Annotated in this window: 21 protein-coding genes; 7 read left to right on the forward strand and 14 right to left on the reverse strand. The window is 70.6% G+C overall.

Going from position 1 to position 23982, the window contains the following annotated elements:
- The 3 genes from QP090_RS24055 to QP090_RS24065 are packed head-to-tail and all read right to left on the reverse strand — an operon-like array spanning position 1 to position 5008.
- A complete protein-coding gene (locus QP090_RS24055; RefSeq protein ID WP_285941496.1) occupies positions 1 to 2124 on the reverse strand; it encodes a hypothetical protein in 2124 nt (707 codons plus the stop codon).
- Positions 2121 to 3707: a peroxidase family protein gene (locus QP090_RS24060; RefSeq protein WP_285941498.1), complete on the reverse strand. Its 1587-nt coding sequence runs from the start codon at positions 3705 to 3707 to the stop codon at positions 2121 to 2123. Before QP090_RS24060 ends, QP090_RS24055 begins: the two co-directional genes overlap by 4 nt.
- Before the next feature lie 2 nt (positions 3708 to 3709).
- Entirely contained in the window at positions 3710 to 5008 is a 1299-nt protein-coding gene (locus QP090_RS24065) for a cytochrome P450 family protein (protein WP_285941500.1), read from the reverse strand.
- A 237-nt stretch (positions 5009 to 5245) separates the two neighbouring features.
- On the opposite strand from QP090_RS24065, the gene QP090_RS24070 reads away from it, so the two are divergent.
- Both QP090_RS24070 and QP090_RS24075 read left to right on the forward strand, forming a co-directional pair.
- Positions 5246 to 6217 (forward strand): acyl-CoA desaturase, encoded by a 972-nt coding sequence (locus QP090_RS24070; protein WP_285941502.1) that lies wholly within the window; start codon positions 5246 to 5248, stop codon positions 6215 to 6217.
- Positions 6218 to 6379: 162 nt separating this feature from the next.
- Positions 6380 to 7438: a tetratricopeptide repeat protein gene (locus tag QP090_RS24075; RefSeq protein WP_285941503.1), complete on the forward strand. Its 1059-nt coding sequence runs from the start codon at positions 6380 to 6382 to the stop codon at positions 7436 to 7438.
- Positions 7439 to 7565: 127 nt separating this feature from the next.
- On the opposite strand, the gene QP090_RS24080 is transcribed toward QP090_RS24075, so the two are convergent.
- The 11 genes from QP090_RS24080 to QP090_RS24130 form a co-directional block, all read right to left on the reverse strand.
- Positions 7566 to 8711 (reverse strand): thiolase family protein, encoded by a 1146-nt coding sequence (locus tag QP090_RS24080; protein ID WP_285941505.1) that lies wholly within the window; start codon positions 8709 to 8711, stop codon positions 7566 to 7568.
- Positions 8712 to 8824: 113 nt separating this feature from the next.
- The gene (locus QP090_RS24085) at positions 8825 to 9766 is read right to left on the reverse strand and encodes a cyclase family protein (protein ID WP_285941506.1); all 942 of its coding nucleotides are present in this window, start codon (positions 9764 to 9766) and stop codon (positions 8825 to 8827) included.
- A gap of 77 nt (positions 9767 to 9843) precedes the next feature.
- The gene (locus tag QP090_RS24090) at positions 9844 to 11457 is read right to left on the reverse strand and encodes an amidase (protein WP_285941507.1); all 1614 of its coding nucleotides are present in this window, start codon (positions 11455 to 11457) and stop codon (positions 9844 to 9846) included.
- Between the two features lie 43 nt (positions 11458 to 11500).
- Positions 11501 to 12679: an acyl-CoA dehydrogenase family protein gene (locus QP090_RS24095; protein ID WP_285941509.1), complete on the reverse strand. Its 1179-nt coding sequence runs from the start codon at positions 12677 to 12679 to the stop codon at positions 11501 to 11503.
- Between the two features lie 16 nt (positions 12680 to 12695).
- A complete protein-coding gene (locus QP090_RS24100) occupies positions 12696 to 13010 on the reverse strand; it encodes a DUF7508 domain-containing protein (protein WP_432763087.1) in 315 nt (104 codons plus the stop codon).
- 8 nt (positions 13011 to 13018) lie between these two features.
- Entirely contained in the window at positions 13019 to 14836 is a 1818-nt protein-coding gene (locus QP090_RS24105) for an acyclic terpene utilization AtuA family protein (protein ID WP_285941512.1), read from the reverse strand.
- Between the two features lie 26 nt (positions 14837 to 14862).
- Complete coding sequence (locus QP090_RS24110) at positions 14863 to 15315, reverse strand: hotdog family protein (RefSeq protein ID WP_490393332.1); 453 nt, start codon at positions 15313 to 15315, stop codon at positions 14863 to 14865.
- Positions 15312 to 15815 (reverse strand): FAS1-like dehydratase domain-containing protein, encoded by a 504-nt coding sequence (locus QP090_RS24115; protein WP_285941514.1) that lies wholly within the window; start codon positions 15813 to 15815, stop codon positions 15312 to 15314. Before QP090_RS24115 ends, QP090_RS24110 begins: the two co-directional genes overlap by 4 nt.
- 8 nt (positions 15816 to 15823) lie before the next feature.
- Entirely contained in the window at positions 15824 to 17020 is a 1197-nt protein-coding gene (locus QP090_RS24120; RefSeq protein WP_285941516.1) for a CaiB/BaiF CoA transferase family protein, read from the reverse strand.
- A 486-nt stretch (positions 17021 to 17506) separates the two neighbouring features.
- Complete coding sequence (locus QP090_RS24125) at positions 17507 to 18136, reverse strand: nitroreductase family protein (RefSeq protein WP_285941518.1); 630 nt, start codon at positions 18134 to 18136, stop codon at positions 17507 to 17509.
- Positions 18137 to 18282: 146 nt separating this feature from the next.
- A complete protein-coding gene (locus QP090_RS24130; protein WP_285941520.1) occupies positions 18283 to 19092 on the reverse strand; it encodes an enoyl-CoA hydratase/isomerase family protein in 810 nt (269 codons plus the stop codon).
- Between the two features lie 142 nt (positions 19093 to 19234).
- Between QP090_RS24130 and QP090_RS24135 the strand changes: the two genes are divergently transcribed.
- The 5 genes from QP090_RS24135 (at position 19235) to QP090_RS24155 (ending at position 23910) form a co-directional block, all read left to right on the forward strand.
- A complete protein-coding gene (locus QP090_RS24135) occupies positions 19235 to 20017 on the forward strand; it encodes an enoyl-CoA hydratase/isomerase family protein (RefSeq protein ID WP_285941521.1) in 783 nt (260 codons plus the stop codon).
- A 17-nt stretch (positions 20018 to 20034) separates the two neighbouring features.
- Positions 20035 to 20847, forward strand: a complete 813-nt coding sequence (locus QP090_RS24140) for an enoyl-CoA hydratase/isomerase family protein (RefSeq protein WP_285941523.1) — start codon at positions 20035 to 20037, stop codon at positions 20845 to 20847.
- Between the two features lie 30 nt (positions 20848 to 20877).
- A complete protein-coding gene (locus QP090_RS24145; RefSeq protein ID WP_285941525.1) occupies positions 20878 to 22029 on the forward strand; it encodes an acyl-CoA dehydrogenase family protein in 1152 nt (383 codons plus the stop codon).
- On the forward strand, positions 22026 to 23084 hold the full coding sequence (locus QP090_RS24150) for an acyl-CoA dehydrogenase family protein (RefSeq protein WP_285941527.1): 1059 nt from the start codon (positions 22026 to 22028) through the stop codon (positions 23082 to 23084). Before QP090_RS24145 ends, QP090_RS24150 begins: the two co-directional genes overlap by 4 nt.
- 67 nt (positions 23085 to 23151) lie before the next feature.
- The gene (locus QP090_RS24155) at positions 23152 to 23910 is read left to right on the forward strand and encodes a crotonase/enoyl-CoA hydratase family protein (protein ID WP_285941528.1); all 759 of its coding nucleotides are present in this window, start codon (positions 23152 to 23154) and stop codon (positions 23908 to 23910) included.
- Positions 23911 to 23982 lie beyond the last annotated feature (72 nt).

Genomic DNA, 23982 nt, shown 5'->3' on the forward strand with positions numbered 1-23982 from the left:
TCAGTGTGCGGGCAGGGGGACGGCCGGCGAACGCAGGCTGCTGCGGGCGGGTGCGACCAGGCACAGCACCGGGCGGGCGCCGTCGAGGCCGAGCGCGTCGAGCCACCGGGCCAGGGGGTGGCCGGAGGAGCCGATGGTGAGCCGCATGCCGGGAGACGGGTGGACCCACCGACGCCCGCGTTCTTGGATGTGCGAACGCTGCGGGATTCCGTCGCTCCAGGAGTAGACGACGAGGTCACGGTGCACGAACGGCAGCCTGCGGCCGAGGGAGCCGGCCAGCGTCAGTACCGTGCCGTCGGTGTCGGCGACCGTCATGGACACGGGACGGTCGCCGCCCGCCACGCGCACCCTGCCCACCGAGGCCGAATGCCCCCAGACCTCGGCCGCCACCGCGTGGGCCCGGTCGGTGGTGAGCACCGAACGCAGGAAGCAGGTACCCAGGCCGCGGTGCTCGCCGGACGGCAGCAGTTCCCGCCACAACCGGGACGGACGCGACCCGTTCGGATCGGCGACGACGACCCCGAGGTGCGCCTCACCGTAGTCGCCGAGAGGGGTCCCCCGGTTCTCGAACGCGTGGAGTGCGACGAGCGCGCGGCCACCCACCCGCACCGCGCGTCCATGCTCGCCGGGCAGCCTCGCGACGGCGGCCGGATCGGCCGTGAAGTAGGCGGTGAGCGCGTTGCCCTCCAGGCACCGGAGCGGCAGCCGGACGGTGCCGCCGGTGGTGGTGACCACGCTGGTCGTCGTGGCCCCGGGCTCGCGGTCGTACAGCCGGTAGAGCTGCGACCGGACGACCGGGCCCTGGAAGGGCCTCAGTTGCTCCTCCAGGCGGGCGCGGACCTCTGGGAGGTCTTCGACGATGTTGGCCGTGTAGTGGTCGATGCCGTGGCAGGCGGGGAAGACGTGGGCGGGGTCGGTGTAGTCGACCACGTACCAGTCCGGGTGCAGGTCGAAGCAGGAGCCGGCGCCCTGGCCGTCAAGGCTGGGGATGAGATCGTGCTGGTTGGTGATGCTGGCGACCCACGTGTGCGGGGAGACGGGCCGCTTGAAATCGATCGGCGACCCGATGGCCACCACGTGGGTGACGGGGTGGCGGGCGCAGAACCGCGGGTCCTGCGCCAGGTTCATGACCGCGCCGCCGCCGGCGCTGTGGCCGATCAGGGCGACGTCCTCGCCGGGCGGGACTCCGTAGTCCTCGATGGCCTTGGCCAGGGCGCGGCTGAAGGGGGCGCTGTCCATCAGGGTGCTGCTGAACGCGCCGAGCAGGTCGGCGGGCGATTCCAGGTCGGGGTGGCCGATCCGCATGCCCGGCACCTGCACGACGTGCCGCCGGGTGCCGTCCGGGCCGGTCACGGTCTGCACCAGGGCCCGGCCGGTGGGACCGACGACGCGGATGTTGGTGAGGAAGTCGAGCAGCGATCCGTGTGCCCCGAGCCGTGCGGCCTCACCGGGATCGGAGGCGGTGCGGCGGGCGGCGCCCTCGCCCACGTCCAGGGCGGCGATCGCCCGGTTGCTCAGCCCGGTGATGGGGTCGGCGCTGGCGGCGGCCTCGCCGCTGGCGATGAGCCAGGCGGTGCGATCGTTGAGCGGATTGCGGTCCAGCAGGGCGCGCAGCGCCAGGAACTCGCCGAAGATGGGGGCGATCGCGCTGAGCGTGCGGGCCGTGCCGCGGTTTCTGATCAGGGTGCACAGGGCCCGCACCGCGTCCATCTCACGCTCGGCCGCCACCGCTTCGTGCAGCCGCGCCAGCAGCGGATCGGTGACCAGTTCGGGGTTGTCCAGGCAGACGGCGGCGATGCGCAGCCGCAGCGAAGTCGTCATCATCCGGACGGCCAGGCTCCGCATCCGGGCCATGCCCCCGAGCTTGGAGCCGAGGGCGCCGACCGGCCCGCCCGCCATGGAATAGCCCAGCCCGCGGCGGTCGGTGACCGCGCGCAGCACCGCCCGCTGCGCCCGCGCCCCGGCGGCCGGCGCCCGGCGCAACGAGCCGTGGACGGCTCCGTCCGTGGCGGCGGCGGTGGCATGCCGGGAGACCTCGCGCAGCGTGGTGGCGACCTCGGCCAGTTCCCGTGCGGCCTCGCGCAGCACCCGGGCGGCCGGCTCGGGGTCCTGATCGGCGGTCATCGGGCACCCCGCCAGGTCATGCTGACGAATCGAGGCTGCGGGTCCTCCGGGACGTTGCGGTGCAGCACATCCGAGATCGTGCGGGTCGTCCCGATGATCCGCATCCCGGCCGGAGAGAACGTCTCGGCGTTGCACAGCCGTGGCGCCAGCAGCGGATTGGTCAGCGCCTGCGAGAACGCGTCGATCGCGATGATCTTGGTGAGCAGTGGCGGGAGGATGGCATCGGCCGACCCCGGCTCCTCGGCGAACAGGCCCACGTACAGGTCGACGTCGTCCACGCCGCGGTACAGCCCGCGCAGGGCCTCGTGGACGCGCGGATCGCCGGAGATCTGCTCGAAGCGGCGGACGCGCGGGAAGCGGCAGTGCGCGCGGTAGTCGTTGTAGGGGGCCAGGTCCACCGCGCGCGAACCGGCGATGGACGCCACGTCCACCTCCCGCAGGCCCGGGTCGGTGTTGAACAGCCCGATGCGCCCGGCCCGCTGTTCTGAGGCGTCCTCGAACAGCCGTCCGAGCCCCGCCTCGGGCAGCAGCGCACTGCCGAACAGTGTGGCCGCCAGCGGCAGCTCCCTGCCGCCGACGACCAGTTCGGACGGGACCAGGCTGTGCCAGCGGTAGACCAGGTTGAACTCGATGGACGCCCAGTTCTGCCGGTGCCAGGGCGCGCCGGCCAGCCGGGTGCTCAGCGCCGGATCGAGCAGGAAGCGGAAATGGTACGGGGTGATGTGGTTGATGTACTCCTCGACCACCAGCTTGATGACGATGGCGAGCACGATGTTGCGGGCCGTCTGGAACAGCCGCTCGTCGTCCCATTTCGGGTACGCGTCCGCCAGCACCCGCGCCACGCGGTTGTGCTCGCGCAGGAAGAGCACGGTGAACATGGTGAAGCCGACCTGCGCGTTGCCCCGGTCGCCTCCGGTGGCGAACAGGGTGTCCCGCGCCGGCCCGTCGAGCCGGTCGAACAGGGCGACGCTCAGCGCCGCGAACTCCGGTTTGATCTCCCCGTTCTCGCACAGGTGGGGCGGGAACTCCCCGCCGTTGACGAGCCGGCTCTTGAGCAGGCCGCCGTCGAAGGCCCGGACGGCGTCGGTCTGCTCCTCGGTGAGCCCGTAGACGGGGTTGACGTCGATCTCGTGATTGGAACTGGTTCGGCGCGGGTCTCGGGGGACATGGGTGTCGCCGCGCAGGAATCCGTCGGTGAACCACTGGGCGAAGTAGGCGAAGAGCACCGTCGATCGAGGACAAGGGATCATCTCCTCGCCCCGGGCGAACAGGTCGGCGGCCCGCTCCACCGGCGGCCGTCCCTCGTCGCGGCCGGGCACCGGCGGAAGGTGCCGGGCCATGTAGGTGCGGTCGGTCAGGGACGCCCACGAGGTGTAACCGGACCTGGTGCTCAGCGGCTCCGGCCGTCCGGGCATCTCGCGGACCGCGCTGTCGACCAGCGCGGCGTTGAGGCGCAGCCGCAGCCCCGGGGTGGCCTCCGCCAGCCGCCACAGCGGGCGGCCGTGGGTGAGGGCGAGGTAGCGCAGCCGGTTGGCCGCCCCGTCGGTGCCGATGCCGCGTGCCTTGATCCGCTCGTTGCGCATGCTCATCCCTCGCCGTCGCCGAGCCCCAGCCAGAACCGGTCGGGGAAGACGTCCCGGTCCCGCACCACCGCCCCTTCCGGCGGGTCGAGCAGCCGCAGGCCGGGCCGCAGGACCAGCCGACGCACCGCCTCGGAGATCACCGCCGCGCCGGGATGCACGCCCACGCACGCGTGCGGGCCGTGGCCGAAATGCCATCCCGGGTGAGGCGGCCGGTCGGTGCGGAACCGATCGGGCTCGGGCACGGCGGTCTCGTCGAACATGGCCGAGGCCACGGCGGCCAGGACGGGGGTCCCGGCGGGCACGAGGGTCTCGCGCGGGGTGCCGGCCGCCAGGACGTACTCGCGCGCGCAGACCCGGATGATCACCTTCAGGAAGGGGTCGAACCGCAGCGCCTCCCAGACATGGCGGTCGAACTCCGCCGTGTCCCGATCGCTCGCGGCCAGGACGGCGGTCCTGAGGACCTCCGGGCGCAGCAGCAACTGCCGCACAAGGTGGGTCATCGAGCCGACGCCGTTCTCCAGGAAGCCCAGCAGCAGCCCCGCCACGTTGATCGTGATGCGGTCGTCGTCCCAGGCCAGTTCGTCGGGCAGGACGGTGCGCAGCAGCCGGGCGAAGACGTCCCCGCCCGGCGCCGCGGTGCCCTCGGCGCGGCGTCCGTCCAGCTCGCCGCGCAGGTGATCCATCATCTGCCGGCCGGCCGCCAGCGACGCGGCGTGGATCGCCGGGTCGTCGACGAGGTTGGCGGTGGCATCGGTCATGATCGCCCTGGACCAGCGCGCCAGCGTCCCGGGGTCCGGACCGGAGAGCCCGAAGTACTCCGCGCACACCGTCGTGCAGACGGGCCGGAACAGCTCACCGACCGCGTCGATCCGTCCTCTCGGCACCGCCGCGTCCAGCGCCCGGTCGGCGGTGCGGGCGACCAGCGCGCGGACCCGGGGCACGTCCTCGGGGGGCAGCATGACCTGCATGAGCCCCTTCTCGCGCCAGTTCAGCGAGGTGCCGTCACGGGTGAGCATGACCGGTCCGCCGACGGCCGGCTCGAGCCGCGAGGCGTATCCGCTCACCGTGAAGACGTCGCCGTTCTGAAGCACTTCGGCGACGTCCGGAAATCGGGTCACCAGGGTGAAGGCGGGGGTGCGGAGAATCGGTCGGCGGGCCCGCAGTTCGGCGAAGAGGGAACGCCATTCGGCACGCAGCCATCCGGCCAGCAGCCCCAGCCCTTGCAGGGGGTCGCGTTCGGCGGCCGTCTCGTACCGATCCAGATAACCGCCCGCTGTGAGGTGCTGCGGCGCATCGCCCAACGCGGTATCTCCATTTCACTCGGAGAAGGGCATGCGTCATCGCCGGAGAAACCGGTTCGTGACGCGAGGTATCTGGAAGCTAACCGTCCATAGCCGGGTCCACAAGCGCCTGACCGCAGAGAGTATTGAGATAGCTACACCGGGGGACACTTCACTGGCCGCCGGGTGACTAGCGAGGCGCGCGGCGCATGTCCTTCAATCAGGCAGCGTCCGTCGTCCGGACCTGAAGGAGACGGCTTGTCCACGCCCACGGGTCGACCCGAACCACCGGTGGCCGGCACCGTCGCCGTGCCGACCGGCCGCCGCACCGCCTACCTGATCGTGCTGGTCGTGATTCCCCTGGTGGCGCTTGCCGCGGCGGTGGTCGCGCTGTGGGGCTGGGGCATCGGTCCGCGCGACCTGGTGATCGCGGCTGCCATGTACGTGGTCAGCATCTTCGGCATCAGCGTCGGCTACCACCGGCTGCTGACCCACCGCTCGTTCAGGTGCCGCCGCCCGTTGCGGATCGCGCTCGCCGTCGCCGGTGGCCTGGCGTTGCAGGGTCCCGTCACCTTGTGGGTGGCCGAGCACCGCAGGCATCACAAGTACGCCGACCGGCCCGGTGACCCGCACTCCCCCTGGGCGTACGGCGAGGGCGGACGGGCGCTGCTGCGCGGGCTTCTGCACGCCCACGTGGTCTGGTTCTACACGGCCCGCCGCCGCTCCGATCGCCGGCACTGGGTCCCCGACCTGCTGGCGGACCCCGACACCCGGCGGCTGGACGCGCTGTACCCGGTCACCATGGCCGCCTCGTTCCTGCTGCCCGCCGCCGCCGGCGGGCTGTGGTCGGGGTCCTGGGCGGGCGCGTGGTCGGCGCTGTTCTGGGGCGGGCTGGTCCGCTACGCGGTCGTCCATCATGTGACCTGGTCGGTCAACTCCGTGGCGCACCGGTTCGGTGACCGGGCGTTCGACACCCGGGACCATTCCTCCGACGTGTGGTGGGTGGCCTTGCTGACGTTCGGGGAGGGCTGGCACAACTGGCACCACGCCGACCCCACCTGCGCCCGCCACGGGGTCCGCAAGGGGCAACTCGACGCGAGCGCACGGCTGATCCGGATGTTCGAACGCGTGGGCTGGGCACACGACGTGCGCTGGCCCGACACCGGACGGATGGCCGCACGCCGCAGCCGGGCCGATGGCGGCGTGAAGCCGCGGGGAGCCGAACTCTAGGTGAAGGCGGGTCGAACGCCGGTGCGAAGGTGGGCCGGCCGGGAGAACCCCGCACTTGCCGACGTCTGCGTCCGTGCAGGAGGCGGCCGGCCCACGCCTGGGATCAAGTGTCGGCCGCACCTGGCATGCTCGCGCGGAACGCTCCCCAGAGAAGGCGGCGACATGACCGATCAACCCCTGCTCGACTCCGACGGAAGGTCCCTTCCGCTGCCCCCCGACCCCTTGAGCCCGGTGCCGGACGAGGTCGAGCACGGGCTGGCGGCGTACCGGGCCGGTGATGCCGCGCAAGCACGGGAGTCGCTGACCGCGATCGCCGGAACGGAACGTACCAGCGTGTCCGGGCATGCGGCGATGGCGCTGGCGGGCATCGAGATCGGGGAGAACGGGCTCGGCGGTTCCTACCGGCGATGGCTGGAGCAGGTGGCCGCGGGAGAGGACGCCTGGCTGGGCCCCTTGGCCGCGGTGATACTCACCCCGGACTTCCAGTCGGGCACGTCCTCGGACCCGGGCCGAGGGCTCCTCTCGAGCCTGGCGGCTCAGCTCACCGGCGACCTGGACACCGCCCGGGACGGGTTCGAGCATGCCTTCGAGGCCCACAAGGGCACGGAGCCCGGAGACGTCGCCGGCCTCCTGCTCGGCAACCTCCTCGCCCAGAGCGGCGATCAGGCCGCGGCCCTCACGCCGCTCAGCTACACGCGAGGAATGTGCGACGGCACATTCGCGGGCTATGCGGCTCATCTCGAAGGGCACGTCCTCATCGGGCAGGACGAGAAAGAACGAGCGAGCACGGTGCTCCAGTACGCGCACAGCGAGTCCCACCCGTCCAGAGGCGGTGACAAGCGGCTGCACCCTTGGGTCGCCGTCCGGTTCGGCGAACTGCTGGCGAGTGACCCCTGGGTGGACCTCGTCTACGACCAGGTGGAGGAGAGCGGTGTGAGCGAGGGCGAGGTGATCCGGGAGCCCTTCGAGTCCGCCCACAGCCAGAGAGAGGTCAGCGCTCCCGCGCTCACCGACATCGGCTTCTTCCTGTTCCCCGCGACGTTCGAACCCGTACACGCGGGTCTGGAGCGCCTGAAGGCCTGGAGCGACGAACGATACGAGCGCGGCCGCAGGCTGGTCCTCACGCTCCACACCCATGTCGAGGACGGGCGCGACGACGAGCGCACTCAGGGATTGGCGGACTTGCTGGCGAAGCTCGACCTGCCCAAGCCCAAGTACTGATCCGGAACCGTGGCGGTCGGCCCTGATATAGCGGCGGAATGACAGTCACGCCAAGGAGGCCGGGAGCACTGACTTGGCGTGACTGGCCGTTCACGTTCTCACCGTCCGGCGGGGTGCGGAGGGTTGCTCAGGGGACGAGCTCGAAGATCGTCGCATTCGCCTGGCCGCCGCCTTCGCACATCGTCTGAAGCCCGTAGCGGATGCCGCCGTCGGCCATGTGGTGGACCAACGTCGCGGCGATGCGTGCGCCGGATCCGCCGAGCGGGTGACCGAGCGCGATCGCGCCACCGACCGGATTGAGCTGTGATTCGGGCACGTTGTACTCGGCCTGCCAAGCGAGCGGCACCGATGCGAACGCCTCGTTCACCTCGAACGCACCGATCTGATCGATGCCGAGGCCGGCCTTCGCGAGCGCCTTCGCGGTCGCCGGGATCGGCCCCGTCAGCATGATGTTCGGCTCGCTGCCCACCACGACCGCCGTATGAACCCGCGCGAGAGGCTTCCACCCGCGCGCGTTCGCGATGTCCGAGGTGGTGATCAGCAGGGCGGCGGCCCCGTCGCTGATCTGGGAGCTGTTGCCGGCGCTGACGACGCCGCCCTCCAGGAAAGGAGTCCGCAGCTTGGCCAGCGTTTCGATCGAGCAGTCCGATCGCACTCCCTCGTCGGAGCTCACGACTCCTCCGGGGGTCTCGATCCCCACGATCTGCGCGTCGAAGGCTCCGCCGGCGATGGCGCTCGCGGCTCGTTGGTGGGAGCGCTCGGCGTAGGCATCGAGTTCGCCGCGACCGAACGACCACTCGCGGGCGATCTGCTCGGCTCCGAGTCCTTGGTTCGGCAGACCGTCCCCATAGCGCTTGGCATACAGATCACCCAGCGGGGACTGGCCGCCGACGGCCGAACCCATGGGGATGCGTGACATCGACTCGACCCCGCCGGCCACGACGACGTCGTAGTGCCCGGCGATGACGCCCGCGGCGGCGAAGTGGACGGCCTGCTGGGACGAGCCGCACTGGCGGTCGACCGTGGTGCCGGGGACCGACTCCGGCCACCCCGCGGACAGCGCCGCCGTACGCGCGATGTCGAAGGTCTGCTCACCGACCTGGCTGACGCAGCCCCAGATCACGTCGTCCACCACCGCCGGGTCCAGCGACACGCGATCGGCGAGGCCGCCGAGCACTCGCGCGGACAAGTCCGCAGGGTGGACGCCCGAGAGCGCTCCCGCCCGCTTGCCGATGGGGGACCTGACCGCCGCCACGACCACAGCGTCTCGCATGGAATCTCCTTGAACTAGCCGTGTTGGTTGGACCGTAAGTTCGACCAGCGGGTGGTTCGGCGCCGCACCGCATCAGCACGGGTGCGGCGCCGAACCACCGGATGGGGTCGGGCTCATTCCTTCCGGAGCGGGAACGCCCACGGGCGCAGCGGCGACCCGGTGGCGCCACGGAGGCGCAGACACGCTGCGAAGAACCCGAACTCGTACACCTGTGCCGCGGCGAGCTCCTCCAGATCGAGCACCTCGATCAGGGGCGCACCCGCTTCGGCGAGAAGGTAGGTGTGCACCGGCGTGTAGTTGTCGGGGTCGGGTGACGGTCCCTGCTCGACGCACATGGTGTCGGAGCCGACGATCATCGCCCCCTTCTCCACGAGGTGCACCGCGGCGGCACGGGTCAGTCCGGGCGGATTGTCGCCCCACTCGGTGGCGTCCGGCCAGGCCCGCATCCTGCCCGTCCGGACGAGGACGACGTCGCCGAGCCGGAGCTCGACGCCCTGCGCGGCGAGGCACTCGTCGACGTCCTCGGGGGTGATCCCGTACTGGTCGGGGAGCATGTCGACACCGCGCAGGGCGGGGAAGTCGAGCAGGACGCCCCGGGCCACGATCGGCGGCATCTTGTCGGCGCCCGCGACGCGCCAGTGCCGGGTTCCCAGGTGCTCCCGCTCGGTGAAGTTGTTGTAGATGCGCCCGTTGTAGCCGTAGTGGTTGAGCGTGTCGATGTGGGTGCCGGTGTGGGTGTACATCATCATCGCGTCGCCGGAGTAACCGATGTACTCGGTCATCTCCCGCGAGATCCCCGGGAGCTCGTCGATGACCGTGCCGTGCGGCGTGTGCGTCATCCAGATCTGGTACGCGGGGTCGCCGACCATCTGCCAGGACGGCATGCCGATGAAGTAGTCCACGGACAGGTCGAACATCTGGGTGGCGTCGATGCGGCTCATGATGGCCGCGCGGGACTCAGGGCTCATCAGGTTGAGCCGGCCGATCTCGTCCTCGGGCCCGTACGGGCTCGTGGCCACCTGGCGATCGGCGCCGGACGCGGGGTTGTCGGACATAGCGGTCTCCCTCTCCTCGGGGGCTGTGCCATGGGACTGCGGTCGTGCTGTCGGCGGGGGGCGGTGTCGGAGACGGACTAGTCCGGTGACACGGCTGGAGCCGCCAGATGGAAACCGGTCAGCCGTTGGTAGGCATCGGCCGCACGCAGGACGGTCTCCTCGTCGAAGGGCCTTCCGATGATCTGCATGGAGAGGGGCATGCCGGCCCCGTCGAAACCGACCGGAACGGCACACGCGGGGTGCCCGGTCAGGTTCCACTGCGCCGTGAACGAGGCGTTGGACCAGCGGTCCATCATCGCGGGATCGGTCTCCTCGAGGAGCCGCGCCCCCGTCGGCATGGTCGGCATGACCAGCACGTCGCAGGCGTTCATCGCCTCGGACACCTCGCGGTCGAACACGGTCGCGATCCTCTTCGCCTGGACGTAGTCCGCGGCGCCGTACAGCGCGCCCTTGGCGAACAGTCCGCGCACGTAACGCCCGTAGTCGGACCAGTGCGCCACCAGATCGTCCCGGTGATAGGCGAATGCCTCGCACAGCAGCACGATGTGGCTCGAGATCCGCGCCATGTCGGCGTTGGGCAGGTTCACCTCCACCACGTCGGCGCCCGCGTCCCGTAGTACCGAGAGCGCCGCGGTCACCCGTGCCCTGACCGGATCGGCGACGTTTCCGGTGTCGAAGAAGTAGCGCTTGGGCCAGCCGATCCGCAGTCCTCGCGCGGAGCCGTCCAGCGTCTCGAGGTACCGCGGCACCGGTCGCCGGCTCGATCCGGTGTCACCCGGGTCGTAGCCGGCGATCACCTGGGACAGCAGGGCGCAGTCCCACGCCGACCGCGCGATGAGGCCGGCCGCGTCGAGACTCGGCGCCAGAGGCAGCATCCCGGTGGCCGGGATGCGCCCGCGGCTCACCTTGAGGCCGGTCACGCCGTTGAGCGCGGCGGGGTGCCTGATCGAGCCGGCGGTGTCGGTGCCCAGTCCCCCCAGTGCCAGGCCGGACGCGACCGCGATGGCCGTGCCAGAGCTCGACCCGCCGGCGTAGCGATCGGTGTCCCACGCGTTGCGCGGCATCGGGAAGCCCGTGGCCGGGTCGTTCAGCCCGAGGGCGAACTCGTTGGTCGTCGTCTTGCCGACGACGATCGCGCCCGCGTCCCGCAGGCGTGCCACGGCGGTCGCGTCGCCGTCATCCCGCCACTGCCGGGGAACGACCAGGCTGTTCGCCCGGGTGGGTCCCTCGACCGTGGCGATGACGTCCTTGATCGCCAGCGGGATCCCGTGCAGCGGGCCCCGGTCCCGTCCGGCGGCCAGCTCGCGGTCCGCGCGGGCCGCCGCCTCGAGGGCGGCGTCGCGGAACGTGCTGACGTAGGCCCCGAGCCTCGCGTCGAGACGATCGATGCGCGCGAGAACACCGTTCATGAGCTCGACCGCCGACGTCGTCCCGTCGCGAAGCAGGGGGGCGATGTCCTGGATCGTCCGGGCGGTGGCCCGGGGACCGGGGGGATCGGCCGCGTCGACCGACGTGAACGCCGATGGCGTCGAGGTGTCGCGCGCGACGCCGTCGGCGACCGTCCGGTGCAGCTCGTCGGCCTGGTGCCGCAGCGTCTCGTAGTCGCGCACGTTGGAGGTGACCTCGTCGGCGCTCATCGTCAGGCCGGCGATGTCGAGAAGGGTCCGGACCCGCTGCTCGGCCGAGGTCATCGCGCTACGGATCCGCGGCGACGGGACGAGCCGATGCCCGGGTTCATCTGTCGATCCAGCTCGTGTAGCGGCCCTTGAGCATGTCCCGGCTGATGATCATCCGTTGGGTCTCGGTGGAACCCTCACCGATGCGGCGGATGCGCAGTTCGCGGTACCAGCGCTCGAGCGGCAGGTCCTTGGTGACCCCGTATCCACCGTGGATCTGGATGGCACGGTCCACCACGCGACCGGCCGTCTCGGTGGCGACGATCTTGGCGATCGCCACCTCGCTACGGAACGGCCGGCCGCTGTCCGCGCGCTCGGCGGCGTCCAGCGTGAGGGCCGCGGCGCTCCGGAGCTCGATCTCGTTGTCGACGAGCATCCACTGGATGCCCTCATGGTCGGCGAGCTTCGAGCCGAAGACCGAACGGGTGCCGGCGTACTCGACGGCCATGCGGTGCGCCATCATCGCCACTCCCAGACAGCCGGCGGCGTAGGGGATGCGGTTCTTGGTCAGCCGCTCGGTGGCCATCGCGAAGCCCTGGCCGACCTCACCGAGGACCGCGTCGGCCGGCACGCGCACGTCCTCGAACACCAACTCGGTCGGATAGTGACCCGAGCGCAGGGTGTGGATCACGCGCCGGACGGTGAATCCGGGGGTGTCGGCGTCCACGATGAAGCACGTGATGCCGCCGCGCCCGGACCCCTGGTCGCCGGTACGTGCGAAGACGAGCCCGAAGTCGGCCGAGTCCGCGCCGCTGATGAACGTCTTGTTGCCATTGATGATCCAGTCCGAGCCGTCCTGCTTCGCACGGGTCTGGATCGACCGGGCCGGGTCGCTTCCGCCGGACGGTTCGGTGAGCGCAAAGAAGGAGCTCTTCTCACCCCGCAGGATCGGGAACAGGTAGCGTTCCTTCTGCGCGTCGGTCGCCTCGTACAGCTGCGCCATGTCCTGCTGGCCGAAGGCGGCATAGCAGGGCGAGTACAGACCGGCGCGATGCTGCGACATCTCCATGGCCAGCAGTGTTCGCGTCACGGTGTCCGCGCCGACTCCGCCCAGTTCCTCCGGGACGTCGAGGTTGTACAGCCCCATCTGCTTCGTCTTGGCGACGAGGCCGGCCAGGACCGACGGACTGAGTTCGCTCTCGTCGGGGTCGAGGTCGAACTCCAACGGGATGATCTCGTTGCGGACGAAACGGCGGACGTTCTCGATCAGAGTTCGCTGCGTCTCGGTGGTGGCCAATCCCATGAACACTCCTCTAGTTCGATCGAATGCGTCCGGTCGGCGCATCGACGCCCGCCAGGTTCCGGGGAACCGCACCGGTGTCGTTGGTGAATACCTGCACGAGCTCGCGATAGCGCGAGATGTAGGCGTTCGTCCGCTCGTACCTGAAGGACAGCTCCGGCTGCTTGCCGAGCCATTCCTCGAGTGCCCCGCGGACTCCGAACAGACTGTTGCCGCCGGCGAAATCGATGGCGATGATGCCGCCTTCGTCAGCGATTTCGAAGACTCCGACCGAAGCGGGTACCAGTGCGATGTTCTCCGCCGTGAGCGCTGTCCAGGGCTTGGACATGGACACGCTCATATCGTTCCCACAGCCTCGCGCGAGCGATCGACGGCCGCGTGACCGTCCGGCAGAAGTGCCCGCGGAATTTCCACACATCGTGAACGCACGTATTCACCAAGTCCTTTTGCTTGCGGATCGGGACGCGTTGTCGCGGCGACTCCGTCGTCGAGCAGACCGCGCACGACGAAGTTGACGGCCCGCATGTTGGGCAGCTCGTACCGCTCGATCTCCAGCTCCGCCGCCTCGGTGAGCAGACCGCGCAACCGGTCCTCGTCGAGGTGGTCCCGCAGCCATGCGAACGCCTCGTCGGTGCGTGCCCAGAGACCGATGTTGGCGTCGCCGCCCTTGTCGCCGGATCGAGCGCCGACCACCCGTCCCAGCGGCGCCAGGACGGTGTCGTCGTCCATCGCCCGCGGCACGCGGTGCGGGTCGCCGCGGTGCGGCTCGTGGCGCTCGGCGGGTGGGCGGGGCACCGGCAGGCGCCGCCCGTCCTGGAAGACGACCTCGGGTCGAAGGACGTCGACCGGCACGAGCGTCGGCCAGTAGACCCCGTAGGCGGCGGCCGACCGTTCGGCCCGCTCGACGTACATGCCGGGGTAGCTGGAGAGGCCGAACTCCGCGACGGCGTTGAAGAATCGGCGCCCCACCTTGCGCTCGTCGGGGTCCTTCACCGTGATCCGGAGGCGCGCCTCGGCCTGGACGTTCTCCGGCGCGTCCGGGACATCGGTGCGCAGCAGCCGGACGTCGGTCTCCGCGAACGTGTCCGGCCCGCCGAGTCCGTCGACGATGAGGGAGCGGACGGCATGGTCGGCCTTGGCCTCGATGTCCAGCCCGGTGACGACGAACGTGGCGCTGTTGCGGTAGCCGCCGTGGTAGTTGAGGCAGACCTTGGCGGTGTCGGGCGCGGGACGGCCGCGAACGCCGCTGACCCGAACGCGGTCGGTGCCGTCGTCGGACAGGCTGATGGTGTCGAACCGGGCGACGGCGTCCGGGTTGAGGTAGTCCGGCGCGCCGATCTCGTAGAGAACCTGTGCGGTGACCGTCTCGACCGTCACCGCGCCGCCGGTGCCGGCGTGCTTGGTGATCACGAACGAGCCGTCCGCCGCCATCTCGGCGATCGGGTAGCCCGGCCGTCCGTTGTCGGGCAGCTCGGAGAAGAAGGAGTAGTTGCCGCCGGTGGCCTGGGGGCCGCATTCGATGATGTGCCCGGCGACGACGGCGGCGGCCAGCCGGTCCCAGTCGTCCAGCCGCCAGTCGAACGCCCAGGCCGCCGGTCCGACCACCAGCGCGGCGTCGGTCACCCGGGGGCACACCACGATGTCGGCGCCGGAGCGCAGCGCCTCGGTGATCCCCCAGCCGCCCAGGTAGGCGTTGGCGGTCACGGGCTCGACGTCGGCCTCGGCGAGGCTCTTCCCGGAGCCGAGGTGCGCCAGGGGATGACCGTGCCGTTGAAGCTCCGGAATGCGGTCGAGGAGGTCGTCGCCTTCGATGTGGGCGATGCTGGGATGGAGCCCGAGTCGCTCGGCCAGGCGTCCGAGCTCGATCGCGAGCCCGCCGGGATTGAGCCCGCCGGCATTGGTGACGATCTTGATGTTGCGATCCAGGCAGGTGCCGAGCACCTGCTCCATCTGCGCCAGGAACGTCGTCGCGTAGCCACCGGCCGGGTCGCGCTGCCGGGCCTTCCACAGGATCAACATGGTCAGCTCGGCGAGGTAGTCGCCGGTCAGGACGTCGAGTGGGCCGCCCTCGACCATCTCACGGGCCGCAGCGAAACGGTCTCCGTAATATCCCGAGCAGTTTCCAATCCGGAGGACGTCGCGTGTCGCCGACATTTTCACCATTCTCTGTTCACTCATCCTCACAGCGGCAATGCGATCGTGGCGGTCGCGATGGCGCACACCGTGTCGTCGGATTCCCGGGTCTCGGTGACGTTGAGGTGGACCAGCCCATGGCTTTCGTCGACCTGCTCGGCACCCGTGACCTCACCGGCACAGACGAGAACGTCGCCGGGAACCGCATACCGCCGGACCGACACACCCAGCTTGGTCAGCCGTCCGCTCGCGCCCATCCACTCCGTGCACAGCGTCACCAGGAAGGCGCCGTGCAGATGAGACTGGACCAGGACGTCCGGATAGCCCTCCTGCTCGGCATAGTCGGCATCGAAGTGGATGCGATGGGTGTTCCAGGTCACCGCGCTGTACCTGAAAAGCTGCAACCTGGTCGGAGCGTGGCGCATTTCAGGCAACCGGTCACCGACGAGGACGGCGCCGAATCGGAGATCCCGGCTGGTAGCAGTACTTGAGCCGCTCATCGGAGCAGAACCTTCCGTGTCGAGGTCACCAGGGGGAGTTCGTCGTCGCCGATGAATTCATGCCGGTAGCGAACGACGATGAATGGTCCCTTGCGTCCTTGCAGCAGTTCGGCGTCGATCATCGTGGACCGCTCCACGACGGTCGTACCGGCCGTGATGGGCGCGTGGAACTCCATGTCCTCACCGCCGCCCATCACCCGTACGCCGCTGGTGGGGATGCCCTCCAACTGGAGCGCCTTCGGGGTGCCGTCGGTCCGGAGGTCCTCCGCGGCGGGTCCCTCGTCCCAGCAGGTGATCGCCGTCACCAGGTTGGGCGGGGCCACGATGTCCGCGTGTCCGCGACTGCGGGCGAACTCGGTGTCGTGGTAGAGGGGGTTCGACTCGCCGATGGCGCGGGCGTAGCGCCGGATCATCAGGGCGGTGACCGCCCCCAGCGAGTGGGTGGTCTCGGAGCCGATCTTGGTCCGGACCGAGTCGAGCAGCGTCTCGTCAACAGGCATGGGTTCTCCTAGACGACGTTGTCGTCACGCAGTTGCCGGACTTCGGCGGCGTCCAGGCCGAGCCGCTGTTCAAGGACTTCCTCGGTGTGCTCACCGAGGGTGGCCGCCGCTTCGGCCGGCAGCGGCGCCGAGGCCGCGAGGCGCAGCGGGCTGCCGAAGACGTACGCCCGCCGGCCGGCCGCATCGCTCACCGGCCGGATCATGCCGTCGGCGCCGACGAGCGGCCCGGACATGACGTCGGACAGGCCGAGTACCGCCGAGCAGGGCACCCCGGCCTCCTGCAACCGGCCGGCCACGTCGTCACGGGTGAGCTCGGCGGTCCAGGTCGCGACGATCTCGTCGAGCTTGTCCATCTGCGCCACCCGGGCGGGTGGTGAGGTGAACGCGGGGTCGTCGGCGAGATCGGCACGGTTCATCAGCCGGCACAGCGTCTGCCAGTGTCCGTCGGTCATGCACAGGATCGCCACCCAGCCGTCCGCCGTCGGATAGACGTTGTAGGGGCAGACCGCCAGTCCCCCGTGCCGGTTCCCGGTCCGCTCCGGAAGCGTCCCGCCGCTGTCGAGGTATCCGGCGATGCTGGAGGTCAGCGACGGGATGACGGCGTCCTGCATCGCGACCTCGACATGCTGGCCCCGGCCGGTCACCGTGCGCTGGTAGAGCGCCGCGGCGATCGCCCCCATCAGGTGCGTGCCGCCGAAGAAGTCGGCGACCGCGGGCCCCGCCTTGGTCGGCGGCTGGTCGGGGCGTCCGGTCGTCGCCATCACTCCGGTCACGGCCTGGATGGTCAGATCCATGGCGCGCTGCCCGGCTTGGGGCGTGGAGGCACCGAATCCCCGTCCGGAGGCGAGGATGATCCGCTCGTTGGCCTGTGCCAGCACCTCGTAGCCGAGGGACAGCCGCTGGAGAGTGCCGGGAGCGAAGTTCTCCACGACCACGTCCGCTTGTGCGACCAGGCGCAGGAACAGGTCCCGCCCACGGGGATCCTTCAGATTCAGCCGCAGGCTCTTCTTCCCGCCGTTGAGCAGGTCGAACGCGGCCGTCTGCTGCTCGCCGACCACGCGCCACCGCACCGGCTCGCCGCCGAACGGCTCGATCTTGATGATCTCCGCGCCGAGCTGCGCCAGCAGCATGGTGCAGTAGGGGCCGTTGTACACCTGACTGAGGTCGAGGACGACGATGCCGTCGAGAGTCCGCCGTTCTGTCAAGGCAGATCCTTTCTCCGGGAGGGACTGCGCGAATCTGCGAAACACGCGTCCCCGTTGAGCTGTACCCGCGCCCCACCTGCGGTCTTGAGGGAAAAACATACTACTGCGTAGCTCGTTACGGAAGGGGTCTCGGGCCGGGTTCGAGGAAAGAGAGCGGCCTGCGTGCGGTCTACGGGAATCGCGCGCGGCAGGTGGGGCCGCGCGGTCCGGTCGGCCGAAGAACGGTTTTTCGCCGCCGGAGCGCGGCCGGGTCGCCGAGGGCGATGACGGCCGGGTCGCGGTCGTCTCTGAAGCCTCGGCCGAACGTGTCCGTTCTGGACGCCGGGGGCGCTTCACCCGGCTCGCGACTCCGGTCGATCAGACAGATGCGTCGCAGCGTCCGCCGGACACCGTCACGCTCTTCGAGCCTGTCGGCGCACCGGCCGGCGGACGGGCCGACAGCCGTGGTCGCCGGGGGCCCGGCGCGCTGTCACGGAAGATCCCTGCTCAGTCCGTCCACCGGTTCCAGCGGGTGATGGTCTCGATGGGGGGGCGCTCGGCGGGCTTGAACTCGTCACCGATCGTGTAGGCGACGGGAAGCAGCGCGACGGGTGTCATCGTGTCGGGCAGTTGCAGGATCTCGGTGTACCGCCGTTCGTCGCTCCCCACGAACGGCGTCGTCAGCACCGAGCCCATCCGGCGGGACCGCAGCGCGAGCTGGAGGTTCCAGATCGCCGGGAAGATCGAGCCGTAGAACGCGGCAGGATGCCCCGATCTGGGCTCGTCGATCCGTCCCTGGACGCACGGCACGATCAGCACCGGGACCTTCGCCAGGACCGTGGCCAGATACCGGGCGCTGTCGTGGACGCGCCTGGTCTGCGGATCCTGGATGTGCGGATACCGCCGGTCGATGGTCGCCAGGGTGCGGCGCGCGTAGATGTCCGCCACGCCCGCTCGCACCTCGGGGTCGTCCACGACCAACCAGCGCCACGCCTGCTGGTTGCCGCCGGTGGGCGCCTGCACCGCGAGACGAAGGCATTCGAGGATCACGTCGTGCTCGACCGGCCGTTCGAGGTCGAGCCGACGGCGCACGGCGCGTGTGGTGGAGAGGAGCTGATCTGTAACCGCGGTGTCCATCAGGCCTCCCATGGGCGGTTCATTGACACGGTTCGGCTCGTTCGGGCTCTCGTCCGTCCCGGTCGGCATGGAGCACGAATGCGCAGGTTCCGCCCATAATGCCGCACGCAGCGACGATGCCGGAGGGGTGGCGTGCCGTCACCTGTTCACTGGGTCGCCGGCGCGTCCGTCGATTTCTTGCCGTCCTTGGCGAGGAACTGAGCGACGCGGGCCTTGATGTCGTCGGTACCGAAGGACTCGTGTTCGGCGGCGAGGGCGAAGTTGAGCACGTTGTTCGCCGAGTCGAGCAGGTGCATGTTGAGGGCACGCTTGGTGTCGCGCACCGACTGGGCCGGCAGTTCGGCGAATCGGTGCGCGAAGGCCTTCGCGGTCTCCAGCACCTCGCCGGCGGGCACCACCCGGTTGCACAGCCCGGCCCGCGCGGCCTCGGCGGCGTGGAGCCGGTCACCGAGCAGCAGAAACTCCTTGGCGGTGAGCATGCTGGTCAGCCACGGCCAGGTGACCGCGCCGCCGTCGCCGGCGACCAGCCCGATGTTCACATGCGGGTCACTCAGGAACGCGTCTTCGGACATGACCACAAAGTCGGACATGGTGGCCAGGCTGCACCCCAGCCCGACCGCCGGGCCGTTCACCGCCGCGACCACCGGCAGCTCGCACGACAGCATCGCCCGGACCAGCCGCTCCCCCTCCCGGATGTCGCGACGCCGCGCCACCGGATCATGGTGGTTGCGGATGAAGTTCGGCACATGGCCCCCGGCACTGAACGCCCGACCCGCACCGGTGAGCACCACCGCGCGCGCGTCCTCGTCGTCGACCAGCAGGTCCCACACCCGCCGCATCCCGACATGCAGCGCGTCATCGAACGAGTTGAGCGCATCCGGCCGGTTCATGGTGACGATCCGCAGGGGTCCGTCCACTTCTACCAGCAGATCGGGTGCCAAGTCCGAATAATCCATCCGAAGCCTCCTCCGTACTCCCCCGCCGCACAGCGCAACGGAATCCGTTAGCAAGAAATAACCTACGTGGTAGTATGCCAGAAGTAAAGGGCTCCTCCACCCGACCACCGCCCTTGCCAAGCAGCGCTTTAGGAGACCCGACGTGGCAGACCTCGAGTACACCGTGCAGGACGGGATCGGCACCCTCCTGCTGAACCGCCCGCACGTGAAGAACGCGTTCACCCTCGACATGATCGATCAGTGGGGCGAGGCGCTGCGCTCGGCGCGAACCGACCCCGGCGTACGGGTCGTCGTCGTCACCGGCGCCGGTGACGCCTTCTGCTCCGGCATCGACCTCCAGACGTTCGAGGCGGAGGCCGGCGGGCCCCTCGCGCTCAAGTCCCTGCTCACCGAGCGCATCCACCGGGTCGCCCACGCCGTCGAGGATCTGGACAAGCCCCTGATCGCGGCCGTGAACGGGATCGCCGTCGGTGCCGGGATGGACATGGCACTGATGTGCGACATCCGGCTGCTGGCCCAGTCGGCCCGGCTGTCCGAGGGCTACATCCGGATCGGGCTCGTGCCCGGAGACGGCGGCTGCTACTACCTGCCTCGGCTGGTCGGGATGGCCAAGGCACTCGAACTCATGTGGACCGGGGACTTCGTGGACGCCGACGAGGCCCGTCGGATCGGCATCGCCCAGCACGTCCACGCCGACGAGGACTTCGCGGAGGCGTGGCGGCGCTACGCGCGCAGGCTCGCGGAGCAGCCGCCGATCAACGTGCAGATGATCAAGAGGGCGGCCTATCAGTCCGCGCGCACCGACGTCCGGACCGCGCTCGATCTGATCTCCTCGCACATGGCCGTCGTGCACAGCACGCACGACTCCGCCGAGGCGATGGCCGCGTTCCGCGAACGTCGCGCGCCCGTGTTCGAGGGACGCTAGCCGGAGGAGAGTGGAACATGACCGCAGAAACGACCTCGTCGAGGGCGCAGAGTCCGGTGATCGTCACGCGGGACGGCGCCACGGCCACCCTCACCCTGAACCGGCCCTCCCGCAAGAACGCCATCGACGACGAGGGCTGGCACCTGCTTCGCGCCGCCCTCGAGGATCTGGCCACCGACGACGCCGTCCGGGCCGTCATCGTGACCGGGGCCGGCGGCGACTTCTGCGCGGGCGCCGACCTGGGGCGCGCGTCCGGCGACGAGCACCCCACCGCGCGGATGCGCCGGGTCGGCAACATCGCGATCGCCTTGAGCGAGCTGCCGAAGCCGGTGATCGCCAAGGTCGAGGGGGTCGCCGCGGGCGCCGGCTGGAACCTCGCGCTGGCCTGTGACCTCGTCGTCGCCTCGACGTCCGCCCGGTTCTCCCAGATCTTCGCCCGGCGCGGCCTGTCGATCGACTTCGGCGGATCCTGGTTCCTGCCCCGGCTGGTCGGAATGCAGCAGGCCAAGCGATTGGCGTTGCTCGCCGAGATGATCGGCGCCGAGGAGGCCCGGGAGCTCGGGCTGGTGACCTGGGTCAAACCGGAGGACGAGTTGGCGGACTTCGTCGCCGAACTGGCCCACCGGCTCGCGGCGCTTCCGCCGGTCGCGCTCGCCCAGTCGAAGGCGCTGCTGCACCAGGGCACCACCCAGACGCTGCGCGAGGCGATCGACAACGAATCGCGGGCGCAGGCGGTGAACCTGGCCACCGAGGATGCTCCGGCCGCGTTCCGCGCCTTCCGCGACAAGGCCGAACCACCGGCCTACACCGGTCGCTGGGCCCTGCGCTGAGCACCGGCTGAGGAGAGTGAGCGACAAGTGATGGATCTTTGGAGTCTCGAACCCGTCGCGCTTGCGGCCGAGCTCGACGTCCTACGGGCGGACGTGCGCGCGTTTCTGGCCGAAGAACTGTCCGCGGGCCGGATCGCGTCGCACTGCGATCAATGGCTCGGGGGCTGGGATCACGCGTTCAGCCGGAGGTTGGGCGAGCGCGGCTGGATCGGCATGGCCTTTCCGGCCCGGTACGGCGGGTCGGCCGCCGGTGCGCTGGCACGATTCGTCGTCACCGAGGAACTGCTCGCGGCCGGAGCGCCGGTGGCCGCGCACTGGATCGCCGACCGGCAGTCCGGGCCGGGCTTGCTGAAGTTCGGGACCGACGAGCAGAAGCGGGCCTTCCTCCCCGGGATCGCCCGCGGTGAGTGCTTCTTCGCCGCCGGCATGAGCGAACCCGACACCGGCTCGGATCTGGCGTCGGTGCGCACCCGCGGCAGCCGGGTCGAGGGCGGCTGGCGGCTCAGCGGGACGAAGGTCTGGGCGAGCGGGGCGCATCGTGCGCACGCCATGATCACCCTCGCCCGCACCGAGCCCCGGACGGCCGACCGGCACGCCGGACTGACCCAGTTCATCGTCGAGCTGCCCGACCCCGCTGTGCGCATCCGGCCGATCCTGCTGCTCACCGGTGAGCACCACTTCAACGAGGTCGTCCTCGACGATGTCTTCGTCCCCGACGCCCGGGTCCTCGGGGAGCCCGGGTCGGGGTGGCACCAGGTCACCAGTGAGCTGGCGATGGAGCGCAGCGGTCCGGAGCGGGTCCTGTCGACCTTTCCCTTGCTGGCCCTTGCCATGGACCACCTGGCCGAGCACGGCGATCGGGCGAGCGCGGCACGCATCGGTGCGGTGGTCGGGCGGATGTGGGCGCTGCGCCAGCTGTCCCTCGCGGTCGCGGGCCGGCTCGAGGCCGGGGCCGCACCGGCGGTGGAGGCGGCGGTGGTCAAGGACCTCGGTACCCGGTTCGAGAGTGTCGTCATCGACACCGTCCGGCTGCTGAGCCAGGTCGTTCCCGATCCCGGCTCCGGCGAGCGGTTGTCCCGGATGCTGGCCGAATCGATCCTGCACAGTCCTGGATTCACCCTGCGGGGCGGGACCAATGAGATCTTGCGCGGCGTTGTCGCCAAGGAACTGGGGGTGCGATGAGCGAGTTCACCGCGGCGCTGGTGGCCACCGTGCGCGAGGCGTGCGTCAGACGGAGCGGCACCGACGCGGTGGCGGCCTGCGCTGACGGTGGCTGGAACGCCGAGCTATGGGCGGCGTTGGAGCAGATCGGCGTCACCACGTTGTCGGTGCCGGAGGAGCTCGGTGGGGCCGGTGGAGACGTCGCCGCCACCGTGGCCGTGCTGGAGGTGCTGGGTGAGTACTCGGCCGGGGTCCCGCTCGCCGAGACCGCGTTGCTGGCCGGCCGGCTCATCGCCGACTGCGGTGGCACGGTTCCGTCCGGCCCGATGACCGCCGCGGTCACGGGCCCCGAGCTGCGGACCCGTCGGGAGGACGCCGGCCTGTCCGTCCAGGGGACGCTCGCCCGCGTGCCCTGGGCCCGAAACGCCCACCACGTCGCCGTCCTCGACAACGGCCGCGTGCTTCTGCTCGGCCGCGGCGACTTCCTCCTGAGGCAGGGGACGAACCTGGCCGGCGAACCCCGCGACGACCTGGAGGTCGACGCCGTCCTCCCCGCGTCCCAGGTGTACGAACCACCCGCGGACTCGCCGATCTCCGCGCGGGCGCTCCGCAGCCGGGCCGCGCTCGCCCGTGCCGCGCTCATGGTCGGCGCCGGCCGTCAGGCCCTGGAACTGGCCGTGGCCTACGCGGGTGAGCGTGAGCAGTTCGGCAGGCCGATCGCGAAGTTCCAGGCCGTCCAGCAGCACCTGGCCGCGATGGCCGGCGAGGTGCTGCTGGCCAAGGGGGCCGTCGAAGCCGCGGCACTCGCCGTCGACACTCAGGGCGATGCGGACGTGGCGGTCGCCGCGGCCAAGGTCGTCGCCGGCCAGATGGCCGGCGTCGTGGCGTCGCTGGCGCACCAGATCCACGGCGCGATCGGATACACCGAGGAGCATTCGCTGCGGCACAGCACCACCCGGTTGTGGGCCTGGCGGGACGAGTCGGGCAACGAGGACGAGTGGTCCGAGGTCCTCGGGCGGCGCGCGCTGTCCGCGGGCACCGGCGGACTGTGGCCGTTGCTCACCGGAACGCGCTGAGCCGCGCCATCACCCGCTGACCTACCACGAGCGCGCCGGGCGGCCGGCGCGGAAACGGAGCAGACCGATGAGTGTGTCGTTCGAGTGCGCGGAAGGGACCGCGGTCATCACGATCGACCGCCCGGAGCACCGCAACGCCGTCAATCTCGACGTGGCCCAGGGCATCGCGGACGCGATCGACGAGTTCGAGGCACGCAAGGACCTCGGCGTCGCGATCCTGACCGGCGCGGGTGGCACCTTCTGCGCCGGCCTGGACCTCAAGGCCTTCACCCGTGGGGAGATCCCGATCATTCCGGGCCGGGGCTTCGGCGGTCTCACCGAGAAGCCGCCGGTCAAGCCGTTGATCGCGGCCGTCGAGGGGTGGGCGCTCGCCGGCGGGTTCGAACTCGCGCTGACCGCCGACCTGATCGTGGCCGCGCGAGACGCGAGGTTCGGCCTGCCCGAGGTCAAACGAGGTCTGGTCGCGGGGGCGGGAGGCCTGCTGCGGTTGCCGAAGGCCCTCCCCTACCGGCTGGCCATGCAGCTCGCGCTCACCGGGGAGCCGCTGACGGCGGAGACGGCCGACGCGCACGGGCTGGTCAACCTGCTCACCGAGCCCGGGGGCGCCCTGGCCGGAGCACGGGGGCTCGCGGCGAAGATCGCGGCCAACGGACCGCTCGCCGTCCGCACCAGCAAGCAGATCGTCTCGATGTCGGTCGACTACGCGAGCACCGAGGCGTTCGACGCCCAGCGGGCCCTGGTCGAGCCGGTGCTCGCCTCCGCCGACGCCCTGGAGGGCGCCCGGGCTTTCGCCGAGAAGCGAGCACCGGCCTGGACCGGGGAGTAGCGGGCTCCGCTGGAACCTCACGCACCGATCCGGTGTGGAGCGCCGAGCCTTCCGGTCGACGCGGCGCTCCAC

Origin of the sequence: Actinomadura xylanilytica, from assembly GCF_030283145.1 — a bacterium.
Taxonomy (GTDB): Bacteria; Actinomycetota; Actinomycetes; order Streptosporangiales; family Streptosporangiaceae; genus Spirillospora; species Spirillospora xylanilytica.